General features: G+C 67.0%; 20 protein-coding genes. 14 read left to right on the top strand and 6 right to left on the bottom strand.

The annotated features are described in order from the left end of the window. Positions 1-37 precede the first annotated feature (37 nt). Positions 38-682 carry an HAD hydrolase-like protein gene (locus B047_RS0100895; protein WP_018465080.1) on the bottom strand — a complete coding sequence of 215 codons (645 nt, stop codon included), beginning with the start codon at positions 680-682 and terminating at the stop codon, positions 38-40. Next, positions 683-2026, bottom strand: a complete 1344-nt coding sequence (locus B047_RS0100890) for an FAD-binding oxidoreductase (protein WP_018465079.1) — start codon at positions 2024-2026, stop codon at positions 683-685. Positions 2027-2161: 135 nt separating this feature from the next. Here B047_RS0100890 and B047_RS0100885 point away from each other — a divergent pair, with 135 nt between their 5' ends. Next, positions 2162-2557, top strand: coding sequence for a hypothetical protein (locus tag B047_RS0100885; protein ID WP_018465078.1), 396 nt, complete (start codon positions 2162-2164; stop codon positions 2555-2557). A 44-nt stretch (positions 2558-2601) separates the two neighbouring features. Here B047_RS0100885 and B047_RS0100880 read toward each other — a convergent pair whose 3' ends face one another. Together B047_RS0100880 and B047_RS0100875 are read right to left on the bottom strand one after the other, a co-directional pair. Further along, positions 2602-3552, bottom strand: a complete 951-nt coding sequence (locus tag B047_RS0100880; protein WP_018465077.1) for an aldo/keto reductase family protein — start codon at positions 3550-3552, stop codon at positions 2602-2604. 100 nt (positions 3553-3652) lie between these two features. Further along, complete coding sequence (locus B047_RS0100875; protein WP_018465076.1) at positions 3653-3889, bottom strand: CDGSH iron-sulfur domain-containing protein; 237 nt, start codon at positions 3887-3889, stop codon at positions 3653-3655. A gap of 138 nt (positions 3890-4027) precedes the next feature. Between B047_RS0100875 and B047_RS0100870 the strand changes: the two genes are divergently transcribed. From B047_RS0100870 to B047_RS0100815, 13 genes are all read left to right on the top strand, one after another. Further along, entirely contained in the window at positions 4028-4444 is a 417-nt protein-coding gene (locus tag B047_RS0100870; protein WP_018465075.1) for a VOC family protein, read from the top strand. A 166-nt stretch (positions 4445-4610) separates the two neighbouring features. Continuing rightward, a complete protein-coding gene (locus B047_RS0100865) occupies positions 4611-6980 on the top strand; it encodes a penicillin acylase family protein (RefSeq protein WP_018465074.1) in 2370 nt (789 codons plus the stop codon). 328 nt (positions 6981-7308) lie between these two features. After that, positions 7309-7449 carry a hypothetical protein gene (locus tag B047_RS18160; protein WP_211209113.1) on the top strand — a complete coding sequence of 47 codons (141 nt, stop codon included), beginning with the start codon at positions 7309-7311 and terminating at the stop codon, positions 7447-7449. Between the two features lie 68 nt (positions 7450-7517). Continuing rightward, positions 7518-7886, top strand: coding sequence for a GntR family transcriptional regulator (locus B047_RS0100860; protein WP_338025039.1), 369 nt, complete (start codon positions 7518-7520; stop codon positions 7884-7886). Beyond that, on the top strand, positions 7879-8583 hold the full coding sequence (locus B047_RS0100855) for an ATP-binding cassette domain-containing protein (protein ID WP_018465072.1): 705 nt from the start codon (positions 7879-7881) through the stop codon (positions 8581-8583). Before B047_RS0100860 ends, B047_RS0100855 begins: the two co-directional genes overlap by 8 nt. Further along, positions 8580-9302 (top strand): hypothetical protein, encoded by a 723-nt coding sequence (locus B047_RS0100850; RefSeq protein WP_018465071.1) that lies wholly within the window; start codon positions 8580-8582, stop codon positions 9300-9302. The genes B047_RS0100855 and B047_RS0100850 overlap by 4 nt, the downstream gene beginning before the upstream one ends. Further along, complete coding sequence (locus tag B047_RS0100845) at positions 9299-9628, top strand: hypothetical protein (RefSeq protein WP_018465070.1); 330 nt, start codon at positions 9299-9301, stop codon at positions 9626-9628. Before B047_RS0100850 ends, B047_RS0100845 begins: the two co-directional genes overlap by 4 nt. After that, positions 9621-10214, top strand: a complete 594-nt coding sequence (locus B047_RS0100840) for a YIP1 family protein (RefSeq protein ID WP_018465069.1) — start codon at positions 9621-9623, stop codon at positions 10212-10214. Before B047_RS0100845 ends, B047_RS0100840 begins: the two co-directional genes overlap by 8 nt. Before the next feature lie 28 nt (positions 10215-10242). Next, positions 10243-11469 (top strand): TolC family protein, encoded by a 1227-nt coding sequence (locus B047_RS0100835; protein WP_018465068.1) that lies wholly within the window; start codon positions 10243-10245, stop codon positions 11467-11469. 16 nt (positions 11470-11485) lie between these two features. Beyond that, positions 11486-12460, top strand: coding sequence for a TolC family protein (locus B047_RS0100830; RefSeq protein ID WP_018465067.1), 975 nt, complete (start codon positions 11486-11488; stop codon positions 12458-12460). Between the two features lie 55 nt (positions 12461-12515). After that, positions 12516-13712 carry an efflux RND transporter periplasmic adaptor subunit gene (locus B047_RS0100825; RefSeq protein ID WP_018465066.1) on the top strand — a complete coding sequence of 399 codons (1197 nt, stop codon included), beginning with the start codon at positions 12516-12518 and terminating at the stop codon, positions 13710-13712. Positions 13713-13714: 2 nt separating this feature from the next. After that, complete coding sequence (locus B047_RS0100820; RefSeq protein WP_040778748.1) at positions 13715-14410, top strand: ABC transporter ATP-binding protein; 696 nt, start codon at positions 13715-13717, stop codon at positions 14408-14410. Further along, positions 14407-15618 (top strand): ABC transporter permease, encoded by a 1212-nt coding sequence (locus tag B047_RS0100815; protein ID WP_018465064.1) that lies wholly within the window; start codon positions 14407-14409, stop codon positions 15616-15618. Before B047_RS0100820 ends, B047_RS0100815 begins: the two co-directional genes overlap by 4 nt. 23 nt (positions 15619-15641) lie before the next feature. Here the strand turns inward: B047_RS0100815 and B047_RS0100810 are convergent, their stop codons facing one another. Together B047_RS0100810 and B047_RS0100805 are read right to left on the bottom strand one after the other, a co-directional pair. After that, positions 15642-16559 (bottom strand): aldo/keto reductase, encoded by a 918-nt coding sequence (locus B047_RS0100810; protein WP_018465063.1) that lies wholly within the window; start codon positions 16557-16559, stop codon positions 15642-15644. 11 nt (positions 16560-16570) lie between these two features. After that, positions 16571-18736 carry an AAA family ATPase gene (locus B047_RS0100805; RefSeq protein WP_018465062.1) on the bottom strand — a complete coding sequence of 722 codons (2166 nt, stop codon included), beginning with the start codon at positions 18734-18736 and terminating at the stop codon, positions 16571-16573. Positions 18737-18808: the final 72 nt, after the last annotated feature.

Below are 18808 nucleotides of genomic sequence, written 5' to 3'. Positions count from 1 at the left end.
AAGCGTGAGCCTGGGCGGCCTTAGATGAAAAAAAGCCTCAAGCCAGGCCCGCCACGGCCTCGACCAGCTCCCGCGGACTCTCGCAAAGCAGGCTGGCTCCATGAAAGGCGAGTTCCTCGCGGCTGCCGTAGCCCCACAACACCCCGACGCAGGCCATCCCGTTGGCCTTGGCCCCGATCACGTCGAACTCCCGGTCCCCGACCATGACCGCCTGCTGGGGGCTGAGGCCATGGTCGCGCAGGATGCGCCCGATCAGATGCGCCTTGGGCTCGGAGAGCTGGGGCGGTGTGACGCCATAGACGGCTTTGAAGTAGGAACTGAGGCCGAAGCGCTCCAGCATCTCCTCGGCGAAGACCTGCCGTTTGGAGGTCGCCACGATGAGGGTGTGGTGGTAGGCTAGTTCGTGTAGGGCGGCTTCAATTCCCTCGAACACCGCGGCCTTGAACTTACCCTTTAGGTCGTAGCAGCGCCGGTATATTTCTACGGCCTCCTCGACGTGCGCTGCCCCCACCAGCTCACGCCAGGCCTGCTCGAGCGGCGGGCCGATGAAGCGGCGCAACTCGGCGTCGCCCTGAGTGGGCAGGCCGAAGTGCTCGAGGGTGTGGCGAAGGCAGGCCAGGATGCCGGGCTCGGTGTCGAGCAGGGTACCGTCGAGGTCGAAGAGGAGGGTGGTGGGCCGCATTCAAACCACCTTGCCTGGGTTGAGGATGTTCTGCGGATCGAAAAGGCCTTTGAGTTGCCGCATCCACTCCAGTGCCGCCCCGTGTTCGCGGGCCAGGAACTTCTTCTTGCGCAGGCCCACTCCGTGCTCGCCGGTGCAGGTGCCACCGAGCTCCAGCGCTTTCTCTACCAGCCGCGCCGAGAAGGCCTCGGCCTTGGGGTAATCCTGCTCACCCGTGGCGACGAGGGTGTGAAAGTTGCCGTCGCCCACGTGACCCACGATGCTCCCGCCCAGCTTCATCTCGAGCAGTAGCCTTTGCGAGTACCGCACGAGTTCGGGCATGCGGGAGAGGGGGACGGCGGTGTCGGTGATCATGAACTGGTGGCCGGGGTACTGGGCCACCAGGGCCCAGTAGAGCTGGTGGCGGGCTTCCCACTGCGCATTGCGCTCCTCGGGGGTCCGGGCGGCGTCTACGGCGACGGCCCCGGCTTCGCGCACGAGCTCGAGGGCCATCTGCGACTCGGCCTCGAGGGCTTCGCGGGTCGAGGAGTGGAACTCCACGAAGAGGGCGGGTTTTTCCGGGTAGCTTCGCTGCAGGTAGCGGTTGATGGCGCCAAGACTCAACTCGTCGAGCAGCTCCAGCCGCGCCAGGGGCAGCCCCGAGCCCATGAGGGCATAGGCGGCGTCGGCGGCGCTCTCGAGGCTCGGGAAAAAGACCCGCAGGGTGTGGACGTGGCTGGGCAGGGGATGCAGCCGCAGGGTGAGCCGGGTGATCACGCCCAGGGTGCCCTCGGAGCCGATGAAGAGGTCCTTGAGGTCGTAGCCCGCACTGGTCTTGCGCACGGCCCGCCCCAGCTCCAGCACCTCCCCGCTTGCCAGCACCACCTGCAGCGCCAACACGTTGTGGCGCATTCCACCGTAGCGCACGGTGGTCGTGCCGGAGGCGTTGGTAGCCGCCATGCCGCCCAGCGAAGCGTTGGCGCCGGGGTCTACGGGGAAGAACAGCCCAGTGCCCTTGAGCCGGGCGTTGAGCTGCTCGCGGGTCACGCCGGGTTCGACCACCGCCAGAAAATCTTCAGGGCGAAGCTCCAGCACCCGGTTCATGCGGGAGAGGTCGAGGCTGATGGCCGGTCCCTGCGGCAGGACGTGGCCCTCGAGGCTGGTTCCCGTGCCGAAGGGAATTACCGCCAAGCCGCTCTCCCGTGCCCAAGCCAGCGTCCGCACCACGTCCTCCAGGCTCTGGGCATAGACCACTGCCTGGGGCAGCGAATGGATGGGGTAGGCCTCGTCCTTGCCGTGGGTCTCGAGGTCGGTGGGCGCGGTGCTGACCTTGTCCGCCAGCGCGGCTTTGAGGCTATTGAGCATGGCTCGAGTTTACCCCGGCGGGTGGCCCGCTTGACACTCCAACCGTGGGATTGTCAAGCGTGAATGTGATTTTATGCCGTCCAGAACGGGTTATTCCCGCTTGACATCTTGGCTATGGCCATTGCAGGCTGAAGTATGGAGCGTCGAAAGACCGAAGTTTGGGAAGACGTCGAGGTTCATCTCGAGCTGGCGTTGGAGTTTGATCCCGAACGGCTCCAGAAAGAACACCCTGGCTTGGGCCTGGTGCTGGCCGAGTTGCTGATTGGGCCGCCGCGGCGCCAGCGCGACGTGGCCGAGCTGTGGCCCTACGCGGGCCTGAAGAGCCTCGAGGCCCACCTCGAGCGCCTGCGCTTCAACCCGCTCGAGACCCGTCGCCTGGGCCAAGCGCTCGACCGGCTGTTCACCGCGCTCGAGTTCGAGATCGTTGGGCAGAAGGTGATCTCGGTGCCCCTGCCGCCCAACGTGGAGTTGCCCGAGGGATGGCGGGCGCGGAGCGGGGTGTGGCTGTGCCACCTGCCGCTGGCGTCGTGAATTGGGCGCCAAACACCAAACGCGAGACGCGGCACAGCAAGACGTCACTTCGCCGGGTTGAGAATGCCCTCGATTTGCTCCAGGGCCTCTGGCGGCAGCTCCACCCCGGCAGCGCCGAGGCTTTCTTGGATCTGCTCGGGTTTGGTGGCGCCGGTGATGGCGCTGCTAACCCCCTTCTGGCGCAGAACCCAAGCCAGGGCGAGCTGGGTGCGGCTGAGCCCTAAGGAGTCGGCCACCTTCTTCAGGGCCTTGACCTTCTTGCGGTTTTCCTCGGTCAGGAAGCGGTTGGCGAACTGCGGGTAGCGTTCGAAGCGGCTGCCCTTGGGGATACCCTTGTCGTAGCGCCCGGTGAGCATGCCTTGGGCCAAAGGGCTCCAGACCACTGCGCCCATACCGTAGCGCTCGAGCTCGGGCAGGATCTCTTGCTCGAAGCGGTCGTGGGCGAGCATGGAGTACTGCGGCTGTTCGACCACCGGCGGGTGCCAGCCCCCGGCCCTGGCGACCTGCACTGCCTCGACGATGCGGGCGGCGGGCCACTCGGAGGTGCCCCAGTACAGGATGAGGCCGCGGTCGACGAGGTTGCTCATGCTCGAGACGATCTCCTCCATGGGCGTCTCCGGGTCATAGCGATGACAGAAGTACAGGTCTACGTAGTCGGTGCCCATGCGCCTCAGGCTGCGCTGGATGCTCTCGTGGATGTGCTTGCGCGAGAGCCCCCGGTCGTTGACGTCGTCGGACATGGGCCAGAAGAGCTTGGTGGAGAGCACCAGGGTGTGGCGGGGGAAGTCGGCGAGGACCTTGCCCATCATCTCCTCGCCCTGCCCCTTGGCATAAGCATCGGCGTTGTCGAAGAAGTTCACGCCCCCGTCATAGGCCAACTTGACGATCTGCTTGATGGTTTTGAGGTCCTTGACCGCGTCGCCGTAGGTGGTCCAGGCCCCCAGCGAGATCTCCGATACCTTGATGCCCCACTTTCCGAGTTTGCGATAGCGCATAGCCATAATCGATACCCCCAGGCAATCTAACCCTGTTCCAGCTTGGTGAAATGTGAGCCTGAGCTGCTCAGAAGACGAAACAAGCGCACATCGTCACACCTCAGAGCCTGGAAGCATCGAGCACCAACTTCTCGTCGAACTCAATCACGGTTGCCGGGGCTGCGAAGCCGTTGGTCTTGTGACTGCCGTCGCAGAAGGGCTTGTTGCCCGAGCCCCCGCAGCGGCACAGCGAAACCCTGGGTTTTTCAATGACCCGCTCTCCCCGTGCGTCGCGGAAAACACAGCGTCCGCCGGTTTCGATCACGATGGGACCGTTTTCCCTGAACTCGAGCCTCACTCTGCATCACTCCCCGACCTAAGTCTAACCGCGTTCCCCCCATGTATGCTGCGGCGTGTGGATTCGGTAGAACTGCCCTGGGTAATTCTTCGGGGCCGGGTTTGACCTTGAGCGCCGGGTATTCGAGAATGCCTGAAGATGTACGCGACCCGCTTGGCCTACGTCCACCTCAAGGTGCGGCAGCTCGAGGCCGCCGTTACCTTTTACACCCGCTTCCTCGACCTTCAGCTCTGTGAGCGCTTCGACCAAACCTCACTGCTGGTCTCCTCCGAGAACGAGGCCCACTTCGAGCTAGCCCTGACTGAGGGCGAACCCACCGGGCCCGTCACCCTGGGCTTCGCCGTGACTACGCCCGAGGACTTCGAGGCTGCACGCAGGTTTGTGGAGCTCGAGGGGGTACGGTACGGGCTCGAGGACCGCGGCATCGCCTGGGTGCTGTGCTTGCAAGACCCCGACGGCAACACGGTCGAGCTCTTCCTCGACCGTCGCACCTCGGGCGGGGTGGCCTTCTGGAGAGGAGAGACGGCTCCACTTCCCGCCGACGGGAAGCGCTAAGCCTTCCGCGATAGGCTCACAATCTGTGGTGCGCGCTGGGAAGGTACCTGCGGGGATGCCTCCTTAGCAAGGGAGGCACAAGCTGCTTTGTTTGGCTATCGGCTATCGACCCTGCTAAACATTGTTCATCCTGGGCGTATACTTGTACCCAGTAAAAGGAGGTACAATGCGCCGACTGCTGCGCTTTTTGGGTCGCCTGCTGCTGTTTGTCGTCGTCTTGGTGGTCCTCGCTGGAGGAGTAGGGTGGCTGTGGTTGAGGGGAGCTACCCTGCCCCAGCACAGTGGTCGCCTGGCCCTGCAAGGCTTGATGGCTCCGGTGGAGGTGCTGCGTGAGCCCAGCGGGGTGGTGCACCTCAAGGCCCAGAGCGAGGAGGACCTGTTCTTTGCGCTGGGGGTGGTGCACGCTCAGGACCGGCTGTGGCAGATGGAGTTCCAGCGTCGGGTGGGTGCCGGGCGGCTGTCGGAGGTAGTGGGCCCGGCTACCCTCAACCAAGACAAGTTCCTGCGCACCTGGGGCTTCTACCGCGCTGCCGAGCAGGCCTATGACAGCCTTTCCCCCGAGGGCAAGGCGATCGTGGACGCCTATGTTGCCGGGATCAACGCCTACTTGAAGACCAACCCCCCCCTCCCCCTGGAGTACCGCCTGTTGGGCTTCAGGCCCGAGCCCTGGAAGCCCGCCGACGTGCTGGTGTGGGCCAAGATGATGGCCTACGACCTCTCGGCCAATTGGGAAGAAGAGCTCAAGCGCTATCGGCTGCTGGCCAGGGGGGTCAAGCCCGAACGGCTGGCCCAGCTCCTGCCGCCCTACCCGGCCAACGGCGTGACCATCCTCCAGGCTGCCGACCTGCCTCCCTTGTCTGAGCCTGCTTCTGCGCCCACCCCCAGCCCTGCACCCAAGCCCGAAGCATCTGTGCAGCTCCAGGCGGAGGCGCTGTTGCAGCTTGCCGCCGCGATCCCACGCTTCATGGAGGCCTCGAACAACTGGGTCATCGCGGGTTCGCGCACCACCACCGGCAAGCCCCTGCTGGCCGACGACCCCCACTTGGGCCTGGGGGTGCCCTCGCTGTGGTACTTGGCCCACCTCGAGGCCCCCGGCTACAACGCCATCGGGGCCACGCTGCCCGGGGTTCCCGGCGTGGTGATCGGGCACAACGACCGTATCGCTTGGGGTGTGACCAACGTGGGCGCCGACGTGCAGGACCTCTACGTGCTGGAGGACAGCGCCTCGACTGGCTACCGCTACAAGGGGCGGCTCGAGCCCTACCGCATTCGCAACGAGGTGATCAGGGTTAAAGGCCAGCCCGACGTGAACCTGAGGGTGCGCGAGAGCGTCTACGGGCCGGTGATCTCCGACGTGGTGGGCGACGTGCCTGGCGGCAAGCCCCTGGCCCTGCGCTGGACCGCACTCGACGCGCAGGACCGGCTGCTCGAGGCCTTCGTGGGCATCAACCGCGCGAAGAACTGGGCCGAGTTCACCGAGGCCCTCTCGCGCTACTCCACCCCTAGCCAGAACTTCGTCTACGCCGACGTGGACGGCAACATCGGCTATATCGCGCCGGGCAAGTTCCCCATCCGCAGGGCTGGGCACAGCGGCCTCACCCCCGTTCCCGGCGACGGCAGCTTCGACTGGCAGGGTTACGTGCCCTTCGAGCGCTGGGCTAAGGTGCTCAACCCGAAGGAAGGCTTTATCGTCACGGCCAATAACCGGGTGTTGCCGCCGGGTTACCCCAACCAGATGTCGCTGGAGTGGGCCGAACCCTTGCGGGCTGAGCGCATTCGCCAGTTGATCCTGGCCAAGCAGAAGCTCAGCCCCGAGGACATGCAGGCCATCCAGCAGGATCAGTACTCGCTGCTCTACCGTGATTTCCGGCCCTTGCTGCAGGCGTTGAGCGCGCTCTCCGAGCGGGCCAATACCTGGAAGGCCCGACTGCTAGCCTGGGACGGCAACATGCGGCCCGACTCGGTCGAGGCGACGGTCTTCCAGGCTTGGTACACCGAGCTCAGCCGCCTGCCCGCGAAGGAAGTGGGTCAGGAGTTCTGGGACGAGCCCCGCTACCTGCTGCAAGCCATGCAGTCGGGTGACCCCAACTGCGACCAGAAGGATACCGAGGTCGTCGAGAGTTGCTTAGACTTTGCCGCCCTGGCCCTTGACACCGCCCTCGACCGCTTGGGTGACGACCCCCCGGCCTGGGGCCGCTTGCACCAGGCCGTCTTCGATCACCCCATCCTCACCAACAGCCCCCTGAGGCGCTTCTCCGACCGCAGGGTGGCCTTCGGCGGCGACCGCTACACCGTCAACGTGGGGCCTTACAACGCCAAGACCTTCGAGCAGTCCCACGGCCCCAGCTATCGCCAGGTGGTGGATCTGGGCGATTTGAATAACTCCCGCTTCATCCATCCCATGGGCCAGTCGGGGAACCTGCTCTCGGCCCACTTCGACGACCTCTTATCCATGTGGCAGAAAGGGGCTTATCTGCCCATGCGCACCGAAGGTTACCCGGTGCGCGAGCGGCTGTCGCTCGAGCCCGGTCGCTGAACCGTAGGGGGCGATCTGGTGTTCACTCCCATGGACGGAGACGGCCACATCCGGGTTCTCGGCATGGCCTTAGTCTGATAGTTCATCAGCCGCTCGAGCGCCCGCGCCCCCAGGAGCAGGGAGAGGTTCATACCGGCGAAGACCCGCTGGGCACCTGCCTCCTGGGAAGGGGGCTGTACCGTCCTCGAGGCGGGCGCGGCCCCATTGATCTCGTAAGGGCGCCTCGCGCTTGGCAGTTGGCTGCCAGTTGTTTAGCGAAAGCTATTGACACTTCTCTCCCTTTTGATCTAGTGTACTAGATAGCTAGTGCACTATTCAGGAGGATCAAATGGTTCAAATAATGTCAAAAACCCAGCCCGTTTCCGGAGCGTGGGGGGAAGCTGCGCTGCGGCTCGAGCGGCTGAGAGCGCGCTTTGGCAGTACGGCGCTGGAGCGGGTGGGCTTCGGAGGCCAGGTGTGTGGACTGTAGCGCTCACAGTTTTGCAGGCCCCTGAAACCATGCCAACCCCCCATCCTCGGATGGGTTTGGCGTAGGGGGTGGGTAGCGTGTGGCAACTCAATGCTGAAGCCGGACCGATCTACGCGCAGATCGTTCAAGGGGTGAAACGTATGCTGGCGAACGGAAAACTCAAGCCAGGGGACAAGCTTCCGTCGGCACGGGACTTGGCGACCGAACTCAAGGTCAACCCGAACACCGTCATCCACGCCTTCGGCGAGCTCGAGCGCGAGGGCTTGAGCGAAACCCGGCGCGGGCTGGGCACCTTTGTCAGGGAGGATGTCGAAGTGCAGCGCCTCAGGCATTCCCTGTTGGTCGAAGCCGCGCGGCGCTTCCTGGCCGAGGCGCGGGCCCTGGGCTTGAGCAAGGAGGAGGCCCAGCGGGCTTTGAAGGAGGTGGCGGATGAGTAGTGGGGCTACGGCCTCTGGCTTGCTGGCGAAGCTCGAGGCTGTCAGCAAGCGCTACGGCGGGAGGGAGGGGCTGCACGGGGTGAGCCTCGAGCTGCCCCAAGGGCAGGCCATCGGGCTGCTGGGCCTCAACGGAGCGGGCAAAACCACCTTGCTGAAGCTGCTGGCCGGGTTGCTGGTGCCTAGCCAGGGCAGGGTGGAGGTGCTGGGTGGCAAGCCCAGGGCCATGCGGGCCTACGTGGCCTACCTCTCCGACGCCGAAACCTATCCCTGGCTCTCGCCCGCCGACGGCGAGCGGCTGATGCAGGGGCTCTACCCCGATTTCAACCGGACGCGCTACAGGGAGTTGCTGGCCTTTCTCGAGGTGCCTGCCCGCCCCTCGCGCTCGATGTCACGCGGCCAGCGGGCCCGGCTGCGGCTGGCCATGGTGCTCGCCCGCGAGGCTCGGCTGTTCTTGCTCGACGAGCCGCTGGCGGGCATCGACCTGATCTCGCGCGACCGCATCCTCAAGACCTTAGTGCACCAGTGGCGCGAGGAGGCCACCTTGGTTCTCTCGACCCACGAGGTAGCCGAGGCCGAGGGCATCTTCGATCGGGCGATTTTCCTCAAGGAGGGGCGGGTGGTGCTCGACGCGAGCGCCGAAGAACTGCGTGCGCGGGGCAGAAGTGTGCGTGAAGCTTTCATGGAGGTGCTCGCATGAACGCACTGCCGACCTTGCTGTGGCTAGAGTTCCGCAAGTCCCAGTCCTTCGTGGCCGTGCTGGCGGGCATCCTGCTGCTGCTTGGGGTGGGTCTGGCCCGGCTGGGGACCGATCCTCTAAACCAAGCGCAGGAGGAAGCCATCGCCCTGCTCTCGGTCGCCGCGACCGTCGGGGGCACCTTGCTGATGGTGGCGCTATTCCTCAGCGCCCGGCAGGACGGTACGGGTCTGCTGCCCAGCGTGCCCGGTGGACTGGTGCACCAGGCGGCTCGCTTCGTGTACTGGAGCTTGTTAGGCGCGCTGTTTGGCCTCGCTTTGGCGGTGCTGGCGTGGGGCTACCTCGACCGGGCGCTGCCGGGAATGCCAGGACTGGGAGAAGTGCTGAAGCTGGTGTTCTACGGGCTGGGCCTGTTCTGGTTGCCGGGCGTGGCCTACATGTTGCTGGCCTTCAGCTACGTGCAGAGCTACCAGCTCTCGAGGCTGGGCTGGCTGGCCGCGCTGGTGGCCTTTATGGGCTTCTTCCCCTTAGGCGAAGCGCTGGTGCAGGTGGGCTCGAGGGTCGCCTACGCAGCGCTGCCCCCCCTGACGATCTCCTTGCAGGGCCTGGGCAGCCGGCTCGACGACATCCGGCTGCCGCTGGAGCCCTTGGGGCTGAGCGTGCTGCTGGCTGCGGGCTTGCTGCTGCTGGCCGGGCAGATGTGGGAGGAGGTAGAGGCATGAATTTCACCTTCTTGAACCTGGTGGGATACGCCCTGTTGGCGGTGGCGGCCTTTTTGCTGTGGCGTGGCAGCGCCAGCCTGAGCGCGCGGCTGATGAGCCTGGGGCTGCTGGGACTGATCCTATGGGGCATGCTCGGCGGCAACGGTGCCGCCAAGGACAGCCGCTTCCGCGGCTACCGGGAGGATGCCTTTGGGCTCAGCTCCCTGGCTGAGTGCGCGGGCGGCTCGAGCGGCGGGCACGGCGGTGGCGGTGGGGTGTACGTCGATGGTGGTAGGCCAGAGCACAACGCTTTCCTATGCTCGCTGCCGGAGGTGGACCATGCTTGAGGTATTGATCCAACCCACCCGCTTCTTTCAAGCGTTGCGTGAGCGCAAGCCTAACCTGCTGCCCCCGTTGCTGGTGGTGGTGGCAGCCTTGGTGCTCACGGCAGCGGCGGGACAGATTTCCATCCGATTGCTGCCCCCCTTGTTCCCTGGCGGGGCTACGCTGCAACTGACCTTTTCCCTCGCCGGGGCGCTCTTTTTCGGGCTGGTGGTGTGGGCCGTCGGCGGGGGACTGATCCGCCTGCTGGCCGGGGAGGGCTCGAGGGCCTGGGAGCTGTACGGCTGGGCCTCGTTTCCCACGCTGGTGCTGGCCCTGGTGCTGCTACCCCTGGCCGCGCTCTTCCCGGTGACGGGCGACTTGGCCCCCCCTCCTCCCCTAAGCGATGCCGAAGCCCTACAGAGCTGGCAGAGGGAGTATCAAGAACTCGTTGCCTCGGCTCCCGGCAGCCGGATTCAGCAGTTCTTGAGTGTACTGGCCACCTTGTGGAGCTTGTGGATCATCTATAGCGGGCTGCGCGTGCTGGCCCCGGCGCGGGCCTTGCTCACTACCGCTGTGATGGCGGTGCTCACCCTGGGCTTGTTGGCCTGAAGCTTGCGGTAGAGAGGACCGGATTGCGATGAAGCGACTGTGGTATTTGGCTGTGGTGTTGCTGGGCGGGCCGGTGCTGGCCTTCGGGCCACTGGACGCGCTGGCGTACCAGAGCCCTGAGCTCACCCCCGCCCGCAAGGCCCTCGAGGCCGCCCGCCTCCGGGCCGGGAGCACCGCGCTGGGGTTGGGGGCCAACCTGAGCTACGAGCGCGCCAACCAGGACAACAGCTACAAGGTGGGGCTGGGCTGGCAGTGGAGCTTCACTGCCCGCCTCGAGGCCGAACAGGCCGTGGCCCGCGCTCGGCGCGAGCTGTGCCGGGTAGAACGCGAGGGGCAGAAGAATGCCCTGCTGGCCCATGCCGCCGCCTGGCAGGCCCAGTCGCGGCTGGTAGCGGCGGAGGGCCGGCTCGAGATCGCCCGTGTCCGGCTGGCCGAAGCCGAGCGCAGGGCCGCGCTGGGAGCCATCTCGCCCCTGCAACGCGAGGACACGGCCCTAGCCCTCAAGCAAGCCGAGCTGAACCTGCGCCAGGCCCGCAATGCCCTGCGCTCAGCCCAAGCCGATGCCCTGCGCTACGGCCTGCGCGGGAATGCCGAGCCCCGTACCGTGCGTTTCGCTCTGCCCGCGGCTACCCCTGAGCAGACGGTGGCCTACCGCGAGGCGCTGGCTGCCCTCGAGCTCTCCAGGGCCCGGGTGGAGGAGGGGCGGCGCCGCCTGTGGCCCGAGGTCAGCCTGGGAGCCAGCTACAACGGCAAGGACGCGCTCTTCCAGAGTGGCCTGAGCTGGAGCGCCAGCGGCCCCGGGGCCAATCTGGCGCTGGGCACGCCACTGAGCGTGCTGCCCGGCACCCCTGAGGAGTGGAAGTTCACACTGGGCCTCAAGCTCGACCTCCTGCCCCAGGCCTGGGCCGCGGTGCTGGCGGGGGAGGCCGACCTCGAGGGGGCCGCTTTGCGTTTAGAGCGCACCCGTGAGGAGATGACCCTGCGGCTGGCCCAAGCCCGCGAGGAGGTGGCCATCGCCCTGGAGGGCCTCGAGCTGGCCCAGGAGCGCCTGGCGATCGCCGAGCGCCTGGCCGCCAACGCCGAGGCCAAGCTCAAGGTGGGCAGCGGCACCGCACTCGAGCGGCTGGAGGCTCAGGCCAGCCAGGCGGAAGCCGAAGCAGCGCTAGCCCAGGGCTGGCAGGGCTATATCCTGGCCGTTGCCGCCTACTTGGATCTGCTCGACGACGGCTCGAGTACCTGGACCGTCCAACCTTAAGGAGAACGGAGACGCCATGCACAGAAGCCTGATTTCGCTGTTCACACTCATATTCTTCGGCCTAGCCCAGGCGCAGCCCCTGGATGTTTTTCTCAAGGAGGCCTACCTCAAGGACTCCGGCTACCTCGAAGCCCAGCGCGCGCTCGAGGCTGCCCAGGACGAGCTGGCCAGGGTGCAGGGCGACCCCGAGGCCGCACCCCTGACCCTCGCCCGCGCCCAGGAGGGCGTGGTCCTGGCCCAGGCCAAGCTGGCCCAGGCCCGCAAGGAAGCCGATGCCCGCGCCCTCGAGGCCTACGCCGGGGTGCTTCTGGCCCAAACCGACCTCAACCTGGCCCGCGCCCGCAAGGAACTCTCGAGCCTTCAACTCCAGGCCGCCGAACTGCGCTTCAAGGCCGGAGCCATCTCGGCCAGCGAACTGGCGCGGGTGCGCGACCAGGACAACCAGGCTGCCAACGCGCTGAGCGCTGCCGAGCGCGCCCTCGAGCAGGCCCGATCTCGGCTGCGCCCTTACGGCGAGGTCGGGGTTCAGGCCCTGCCCGAACCCGGCCCCGTGGACCCGGGAAAGTTCAGCCTCGAGGGGCACGCCCGCCTGCTGGAAGCCCAGCAGCAGCTTCGGGAAGCTGAGCGGGCGCTGGCCCTGGCCTCCGGCCCCGATACCGCGCCGCTGGACAAGAGCGCCCGCGAGCGCGACCTCAGCCGGGCCCGTGCCGCCCTCAGCGACCTGCAGCGTACCCTCGCCGAGGCCCTCGAGGCCGCCAGGAATCGTTATCAGAGCGCCGTGGAGGGCTACAGGCTGGCCCGCGAGACCCAAGCCCGCAGCGCCGGCGAACTCGAGGCCGCCCGCAAGCGCTTCGCCGCCGGCTCCATCGCCCAGCTCGCCCTCAAGCAGAGCGAGATCGCCAAAGCCGAGGCCGACCGGGGCGTGCTGGCCGCGCAGATCGAGCTGTGGCAGGCCATCTACGGCTTGAGGATGGCGGCAGGAAATGGCTAGGCCTTTTGCGGAAACTGCTGAGAACCAAGGGCTATACACGCTTGATAGGAGACCCATGCGACGTTGGATTTGGATCGCGCTGATTTTGCTCTCGGGGGGACTGACGCTGTGGGGAATTTTCCGGCCCCAGGGCGAGCAAGGGCTATCGGTGAGGGTGGTGCGGGCTGAAGGAGGAGCCTTCGTGCAGGAGGTGCGGGCCAGCGGCTCGGTGGAAGCGAGGCTTTACGCCCTCACCTTCCCGCGCCCCGGGCGGGTGGCCGAGGTGCGGGTTAGGGAAGGCCAGGTGGTCAGGGCGGGCCAGGTACTGGCGGTGCTGGAGACCGCCGACGACCGCGAGAAGCTGCGGGCCAGCCGCGAAAGCCTGGCCGCCCTGCAAAGCCGGCTGAGCGCTCAGGAGGCCGACTACCGCTCCAACTCCGGCAAGCTCGAGCGCCAGCTCGCCGAGGCCCGGCGCAACCTCGAGCTCGCCGAGCGGCTGCTGGTGCTGGGCAGCGTGGCCCTCAGCGAAGTCGAGCAACTGCGCCGCCAGGTGGCCGACCTGCAGGCCCAGCTCTCCAGCCTGGCCCAAAGCCACCGCAGCAACCTGGCCGACCTGCAGGCCCAACTCGCCGCCCGGCGCTCGGAGATTGCCGCCCTGGAGCGCAGTCTGGCCCAGGCCGAGTTGCGCACTCCGGTGGACGGGACGGTCTCGAGCGTGGGCTATTTGGTGGGCGTGGACACCGGCGCCAGCGCCATCCGGGTGGTGGAGGCCGGAAGCCTGCGGGTGCAGGCCCGATTGGCCGAGGCCGAGGTGGGCAAGGTAAAGCCGGGTCAGCCCGTGCGCATCGAGCTCGACGCCGCACCCGGCGTAGCGCTGGAGGGCAAGGTAGAGCGCCTGGGCGTGCAGGCCGAGGTCGCAGGGGGTGGGGGGAGTGCGGTGCTGCCGGTGTTCATCCGCTTCCTCAACCCCGACGCCGAGAACTGGGCCAAACCCGGCCTCACCGCCACGGCCCGCATCACCACCCTGCGCCTGGCCCAGGCGGTCAAGGTTCCGCTGGAGGCGCTGGTCGAGGAAGGCGGCCAGAGCTACGTCTGGCGGGTGGAGGAGGCCAGCAGGAGCGCTAAGAAGCAGCTCGTCACGGTCAGGGCTCGCAACCTCACCCAGGCCGCCGTGGAGGGGCTCGAGGCGGGTGCCCTGCTGGTTTCGCTGCCCCCTGAAACCCTCAAGGACGGTCAGAAGCTCAGCTACCGCCTGAGCGAGCTCAAGGAGTGAGCATGGCCGCGGTGGTGGAAATGCAGGGCATTCGCAAGACCTACCGCTCCGGCAGCGGTGCCCGCGCGGTCGAGGTCCACGCCCTACGGGGGGTCGACCTCATCATCGAACAGGGGGAGTACGTGGCCTTGATGGGGCCTTCCGGCTCGGGTAAGAGCACCCTGATGCACATCATCGGGCTGCTGGACTCGCCCAGCGGGGGCAGCTACCGGCTGGGTGGGCGCTCGGTGGAGGGCCTGAGCGAGGTCGAACTGGCCCGCATCCGCAACCGGCGGATAGGTTTTGTGTTTCAGGCCTTTTTCCTGCTACCTCGCCTGACCGCGCTGCACAACGTCGCGCTGCCGCTGGTTTACCGAGGGGTGCCGAGCGCCGAGCGCCTGAAGCGGGCCAGGGCTGCGCTGGAGTCGGTGGGTCTGGGCGACCGCCTCGACCACCTACCTGCCGAACTCTCCGGTGGGCAGAAGCAGCGCGTGGCCATCGCCAGGGCGCTGGTGCAGGAGCCCGATCTCCTGCTGGCCGATGAGCCCACCGGCAACCTCGACTCGCGCTCGTCGGAGGAGATCCTAGGGCTCTTCGACGAGCTGCACCGCCAGGGCAAGACCATCGTGATGGTGACCCACGAGCCCGACGTGGGGGCCCGCGCTCAGCGCATCGTGCGCTTGCGGGACGGCAGGATCGCCGATGGAGGCCACCCATGAACCCGCTCGAGAACTTCCGCATGGCCTTTGAGTCGCTATGGGGCAACAAGCTGCGCAGCTTCCTGGCCTTGCTGGGCATCGTGATCGGGGTCTTCGCGGTCACGGCCATGATCAGCCTGGGGCAAATGGCCTCGGCGGGCATCACCCAGGACCTGGAAGCCATCGCCGGTCGCAGTATCTTCGTCCAGCCCAACTTCAACGAGGGCCAGACCTCCGACACCGCCCCCATCCGCGACGAGGACGTGGCCGCCTTGCAGGGGTTGCCGGTCAAGGTGCTGCCCCAGCTCTTCACCAACGCCCAGTACGAGAGCAAGCCCGGCGAGCGCCGCTCGATCACCCTGCAGGGCACCCCCGGTGACCTACCCCGGCTCGACCCCACCAACAAGATCGCCCGGGGTCGCTATTTCACCCAGGCCGAAGCCCAAGGAGGGTTGGCGGTGGCGGTGCTCTCCGATCGGGCGGCCAAGGACCTCTTCCCGGGCCGCGACCCCATCGGTCAGGTGGTGCGGCTGTTCTACCCCAACGGGGGCCGCCTCGACGTGACGGTGGTGGGCGTGCTCGAGCCCCCCAGCGGCCTGTTTGGTGCGCTGTCCTCGGGCGCGACCGTCTACGCGCCCATCCCCCTCATCTGGAGCACCTCGCCCTCCGCCCGCAAGGGCCAGTACGACTTCCTGGTGCTCTCCCTCAACAAAGGGGCCAACACCCAGGAGGTCTCCAAGCAGGTGCGTCGCATCTTTGAGGGACGCTACGGCAAGGGCAAGTACACCATCGAGTCCACCGAGAGCTTCCAGGACACCCTGCGTTCCATCACCGTGATCCTGCAGGCACTGCTGGGAGCTATCGCCGGCCTGAGCCTGTTGGTGGGTGGCATTGGGATCATGAACATCATGTTGGTCTCGGTCACCGAGCGCACCCGCGAGATCGGCCTGCGCAAGGCTCTGGGCGCCACGGCAGGGTTGGTACGCCAGCAGTTTTTGATCGAGGCCGTGGTGTTGACGCTGGTGGGAGGGGTGCTGGGGGTGGTGCTGGCGGCAGGACTGCTGGTGCTGATCACCGCGACGGTGCCCTTTTTCAAGGTCTTCATCCTCAGTCCCACCACCATCTTGCTCTCGTTGACGGTGAGCGCTTTGATCGGCCTGTTCTTCGGCGTGTGGCCGGCGGCTCGAGCCGCTGCCTTGGATCCCATCGAGGCGTTGCGCTACGAGTAGGGTTGGGCCTGCTGGCGGAGCCTTCATGCGCTGGCGCTGTCCAACAGCCGCATCTCCTCCTCGCTGAGGCGAAGGTTCAGCGCACCCGCGTTGGCCCTGGCTTGGGCCGGGCTTTTGGCTCCGGGAATAGGCAGACTGCCCTTCTGGATGCACCAGCGCAGAGCCACCTGCGCGGGCGTGGCCTGGTGAGCCTGGGCGACCTCCTGCAAAACCCGGATGAGCCCAGGAATTTTGCCCTCTTTCGCGCGGTACTTGCGGCCTCGCATGGCCCCGGTCGGCGGGTTTTGCGGGCTGTACTTGCCGGTGAGCCAGCCCATGCCCAGCGGGCTGTAGGCCATGAGCACGGTACCCTCGGCCCGCAGGGCTTCGAGCAGACCGCTGTGCTCGGCTCTACGCTCGAGCAGGCTGTACTCGACTTGATTGGCGGCCAGCTTTACGTTGTGCCGGGCCAGAACCCGGCTCACCCGCTCCGTCTGGGCGAGGTTGCAGTTGGAAACTCCGACTGCGCGAACCAGGCCCAGCTCGTAAGCCTCGACCAGCGCCTCGGCCCACCCTTCCAGCGGTACGGGAGGCCAGGGCCAGTGCAGCAGGTAGAGGTCGAGCCGCTCCATCCCAAGCCGCCTCAGGCTGCCCTTGAGGGCCGTGATCAGGCTCTTGCGACTGAAGCGCCAGGGGAAGGGAAAGCACTTGCTCGCGATCAGGGGCCGCTGGCCGCACCTGCGCACGAACTGCCCCAGCAAGCGCTCGCTCTTGCCCCTGCCGTAGACCTCGGCGGTGTCGTAGAGTCGAATGCCCGCCGCCAGCGCTTCTTTGAAGGCGGCCTCGAGGTCGCCATCTGCATAGCCCTTGCCGTAATCCCAAAACAGCGTGTCCCCCCACTGCCAGGTACCCATCCCGAGCGGGGGGATGGGCTCGAGGCCAGGAATCTGTATGCTTTCCACAGACGACCCCTCTACGCGTGCTCCCCGTGTTCCCCATCCTCGAGCTCGCGGAAGTGCTCCAGGCTCTGGCGCACCTTCTCGTGTACCCCGCCGAAGCCCTCGGCCCGTTTGCCGGTGAGGAGTTCGATGGCTTCATCGACCGTCTCGACCGTGTATAGGTGGAAGCGCTCGTTGCGGATAGCCTCCAGCACCTCGCTGCTCAGGGTGAGGTTGCTGAGGTTGCTCCTGGGGATCACCACGCCCTGGTCTCCCGTGAGCCCCTGGGCCTGGCACAGCCGGAAAAAGCCTTCGATCTTGGCTGTCACCCCACCCACCGCCAGCACCTGGCCGCTCTGGTCCACCGCCCCGGTCACGCCCAGGTCCTGCCGCAGGGGCACCCCTCCGATGGCCGAGAGGATCGCCAGCAACTCGGCCAGGCCCGCCGAGTCGCCCTCGATGGAGGCGTAGTTCTGCTCGAAGACCAGGCTCACCGTAGCCGAGAAGGAGCCCACCTCGGCGTAGTGGCCGCGCAGGTAGCCACTGAGGGCCAGAACCGCCTTGTGGAAGATGTGCCCGCCCAGCCCAGCCTCGCGGTCGATGGAGAGCACCCCGTCGCGCCCAGGAGCGGCACGGGCGGTCAGGCGGGAGGGGCGGCCCCAGGGTGGATCGGTCTCGAGCACCACCAGCGCGTTGATTTCCCCCACGGTCTTCCCCTTTAGCCGGAAGCTCCAGGTGCCCTCACGCACTGCCCGCAGGAACTCCTCCTCGGAGTGGAAGGCCCGCTCGTCCCTGGCGGCGATGGCCCTCTCGATGTCCTCCGCCCGCAGCGGCCCCTCGGCCAGTACCGCGGCTTCCTCGGCTATGGCCCTTAGCTCGACGAGGCGGGCATCGAAGCGATCGCGCTGCTCGGCCATGCGGCGACCATGGTCCCACAGCCGGGCCAGAGCCCCCTCGGTGAGCTGGAAGCCCTGCTGGCTCAGCCAGCCGCCAAAGGCCTGGTAGTGCTCAGGCCTGGCGGGGAGGGTGGGGGAGAACTCCACCCGGATGCGAAACAGCTCGCTGAAGGCCGGGTCGTGCTCGAGCGGCTCGAAAGCTTCGTGGCTGCCGACCAGCAGGGTCTGGACCTGTACGGGAAAGGGCTCGACCTCCAGGCCCCCCGCTCCGTCGGCCTCGGTGACCGGCTCCACCTGTCCGTTGCGCAGGGCCCGCTTGAAGGCTTCCCAGGTACCCTCGCGCACCAGGCTCGAGGCGTCGAGGATCAGAAACCCACCCTGGGCGCGGTGGATGGCGCCGGGCCGGATCAGCCCCACGTGGGTGCTGCGCACGCCCCGCTCGGTGTAGTAGTCCAGCCGCCCAAACAGCCTAGGTGCGGTGGCGTAGGGCTCAAAGACCACGGGGGGTGGTGAGCCGTTGCTGGAGGAGGTGAGCAGGTTGGGCCGCCAGGGGGTGGGATCGAAAGACTCCCCGCTCTCGGCGGCGCGGGCCAGGCGGTCGCGCAGGGCCTCGAGGTAGGCCCTGGCCTGGGGAAAACGCCGGATGAGGGGCTCCACGCGGGTATTCAGGTAGTGGCCGGCCCACTCCCGCCGCAGGCGGCGCAGGGCTTGGGCGGCTTCGGCGGAGAGGGCCAGATTGTGTAGCGTGACCTCCTCGAGGCGGGCGGCCAGTTCGGTGGGGAGGTTGCCCTGCCCGCTCAGCTCGATCCCCTCCTCGCCCACGAGCAAGCTGAACCCAGCAGCCTGGGCCTCGCGGCGTAGCTGTTCGATCTGCTCCTCCTGCTGTCGGCGAAAGCGCGACTCCAGCCGCGACTTCTCCTGCAGGAAAGACCTCTGGCGAAACAGGGCTTCCAGGCGGCTGCCCTCCTCGAGCAAGCCCTCGACGGCCTCGGCCAGGTCGTTTTCCTTGCCGCTGGGAAGGGTCAGCACGGCGGCGCGGCGCTCGGAGAGGGGCACGTAGAGCAGGTCGGGCGGGGTCTCCACCCGTTGCTGCTTGAGGTACTGCAGCAGCGCCTCGTGCTTGCCCAGGCTGGGCGGCCCCACCACGTAGGCGTGAAACCCCCCTTTCAGGGCCAGCTCGAGCGCCGCCCTGGCCCGCTCCTGTCCGAAGAAGGGCGGGGGGGCCGGGTGATTGACCCCCGCAGAGGGGTCGGCAGGAAAGGTACGCCACTCGAGGTCTTGGTAGGAAAGTCGCCGAGCCGACACGCAGAAGAGTGTACCGCAGATAGCCAAATGCCAGACGCAATACCGTCATTTGTAGGGGCGAGCCGATGTCCA

The sequence above is a fragment of the Calidithermus timidus DSM 17022 genome (genome assembly GCF_000373205.1).
GTDB lineage: Bacteria > Deinococcota > Deinococci > Deinococcales > Thermaceae > Calidithermus > Calidithermus timidus.
This window is presented reverse-complemented; position numbering and strand designations above follow the sequence as displayed.